Origin of the sequence: Micromonospora maritima (genome assembly GCF_902825405.1) — a bacterium.
In the GTDB taxonomy this organism is placed as follows: Bacteria; Actinomycetota; Actinomycetes; order Mycobacteriales; family Micromonosporaceae; genus Micromonospora; species Micromonospora maritima.
Window position 1 is genome coordinate 1 of the sequence record NZ_CADEAU010000661.1, and the last position, 2,495, is coordinate 2,495.

The window sequence follows — 2,495 nt, forward strand, 5'->3', positions numbered from 1 at the left end:
CGCCGGCCGTCGGGGCCTGGCCGGGAGGCTGGTGCAGCCGGCGCAGGGCCGGGCCGAGCGCCGGCGTGGCCGGCAGCGCCTCGCGGACCACGAGGAAGAGGCCGAGCCCGACCGCGCACCCGCCGAGCACCGCGAACGCCATCTGCCAGTTGAGCGCGTTCATGCGATCGCCTCCTCCGGGTCGGGCGCCGGCAGGAAGCGCGCCGGCCGGGGTGGCTGGCTCATCGAGCGCACCCAGACCAGCAGCCCGATGAAGGCCGCACCGAGCACGGCCATCACGAGCTGCCCGGTGACGGTCCCGTACGGACGGATGTAGTCGGTGTTCACCAGCCCGTACGCGAGCGTCGCCAGGGTCATGCCGGTGAGGAAGCGGACCGCGAACCGGGGCTGGGTCCGCTTCGCCTCGACCTCGCGCCGGGTGGCCACCTCGGCGGAGGCCGCGCCGGCGATCGACCCGAGCACGTCGCCGAGGCGCTCGCCCCGGTCGGTGAGGTGCAGGATGAGCGCGGCGACCACCTGGTCGCCGACCGGGTCGGCGATCTCGTCGGCGAAGGCGAGCAGTGCGGAGCGCGCCAGCCAGCCGGCCTGGAGGCGGGCGGCGAGCGTGCGTACCTCCTCCTGGATCTCCTCCGGCGCGGTCGCGATGGTGCCGATGATCGCCTGCTGGAGTCCCTGCCCGGTGGCGGAGATGTCCTTGAGCCGCCGGGTCCACTCGCCGACCGCCTCGACCCGGGCGATGGCCCGCTGCTCGGCCCGACCGACCGCGAACAGCCACGGCACCCCGGGGATCGCGAGCGCCACCAGCAGACCGACCACGGGCAGCCCGGTGAGCAGGAACGCCAGCGCGCCGGCCACCACGGCGGCGCCGAGCAGGAACCGGTGCCGCTGCCGGTCGGCGCGGCTCGCGCCGGAGCCGTTCCAGAGCCGGCTCAGGCCCGGCCCGGCGTCGCCCGGTGTCGATCCCGGCGGCCGGCGGGTGCCGACCAGCGCGACCACGGTCAGCACCAGCCCGGCCACACAGGCCGCACCGGAGACCATTGCGATCAGCTCGATCCGGGTCACGCCGGGCCCCCGTTCGGTCGCCGCCCGAGGCGGGTGTGCCGGGGACGTCGCCAGGCGCCCATGCCGGCCTCGACGAACCGGGTGAGCAGCCGGGCGTCGTAGCCGACCCGCAGCAGCTGGTCGCGGATGCGTTCGGGCAGGTGGCGGGGGACCGCCCGGCCGTCCGGACCCGGGCCGAAGACGGTGGTGGTGGTGATCCGGTTGCCCTCGCCGACGCCGATGACCTCCTCGACGTGCGAGACGAAGCGGTGCTTGCGGCCACCGATCGCGGTCTCGTCCTCGACCGTGACGTAGACGATCAGGTCGAGCGCGTTGCCGGCCATCCGGCGGGCCTGGTCGACGGTCATCTCCCGGCCGTGGGAGAGCGCCAGCTCGATGATCCGTTCGCTCACCCCCGCCGGGGTACGCGCGTGGATGGTGCACATCGACCCACGGCTGGTCGTCATCGCCTGGAGCATCGGCACGATCTCCCGGGACCGCACCTCGCCGACGATGATCCGCAGCACGCCCATCCGCAGCGACACCGGGATCAGGTCGGCGATGCTCACCTCGCCGGCGGGTCGCCCGTCGGCGCCGCGCTCGCCGTGCCCCTCCCGGGACTCGAAGCTCATCACCGCCCGGTGCTTGTGCCCGCGCCGGGCCGGCAGCAGCTCCCGGCTCTCCTCCAGCAGCACGTACGGCTCGTCGGCCGGGATCTCGTCCATCAGCGCGCGGATGACGGTGGTCTTCCCGGCCCCGGCCAGGCCGGCGACCATGATGTTCAGCCCGGCCCGCATGGACGCGCGGAGGAAGTCGCGCAGCAGCGGGTCGATCATCTCGTCCAGGTCGGGTCGGCCGCCGGCGATGTCCTCCAGGCTCACTTCGAGCGTGTTGTGCTTGCGGATCACCGCGTAGGGGCGGTGGCTGACCAGGAACACCGCGGCCAGCCGGCTGCCGTCGGGCAGTTGCAGGTCGAGCGTGGGCTTGGAGGTGGAGAGCGACCGTTCGGTCGCCCCGGCCCGGCGGGCCGCCGCCTGGAGGATCTCCACCAGCTCGTCGTCGGTCTCGGCGATCGGGTCGACCCAGTCGACGCCGCCGCCGTGCCGGGTGATGCGCACCTGGTCGCAGCCCAGGATGTGCACCTCCTCGATGCTGTCGTCGACCAGCAACGTCTGGAGCCGGCCGAGGCCGACCAGTTCGGCGGTCACCTGGTCGAGCAGGAGCCGTTCCTCGTCGGCGGGCATCGGCGTGCCGCCCCGGCGGACCGAGTCCGCGTACGCGGAGACCACCGCGACGGCCAGCCGGGCCCGCTCGACCTCCTCGGCGTCGGCGTCGAACTCGCGCCCGCGCTGCCAGTGGGTGAGCCGCTCGCTCAGCTCCCGACGCAGTTCGCGGACCACCGCGAAGTCGACCCGGGGCCGGGGCGGCGGCGCGGGCGGCGCGATCGGGGCCGG

The 2,495-nt window shown here is 74.6% G+C and carries 2 protein-coding genes; both read right to left on the minus strand.

Annotation, left to right across the window (positions count from 1 at the left end):
* Nucleotides 1-159: 159 nt before the first annotated feature.
* Nucleotides 160-1,116 (minus strand): type II secretion system F family protein, encoded by a 957-nt coding sequence (locus tag HUW36_RS30700; RefSeq protein WP_425487283.1) that lies wholly within the window; start codon nucleotides 1,114-1,116, stop codon nucleotides 160-162.
* On the minus strand, nucleotides 1,059-2,495 hold a 1,437-nt coding region (locus tag HUW36_RS30705), incomplete at its 5' end, for a TadA family conjugal transfer-associated ATPase (protein WP_174531283.1). The genes HUW36_RS30705 and HUW36_RS30700, both read right to left, overlap by 58 nt.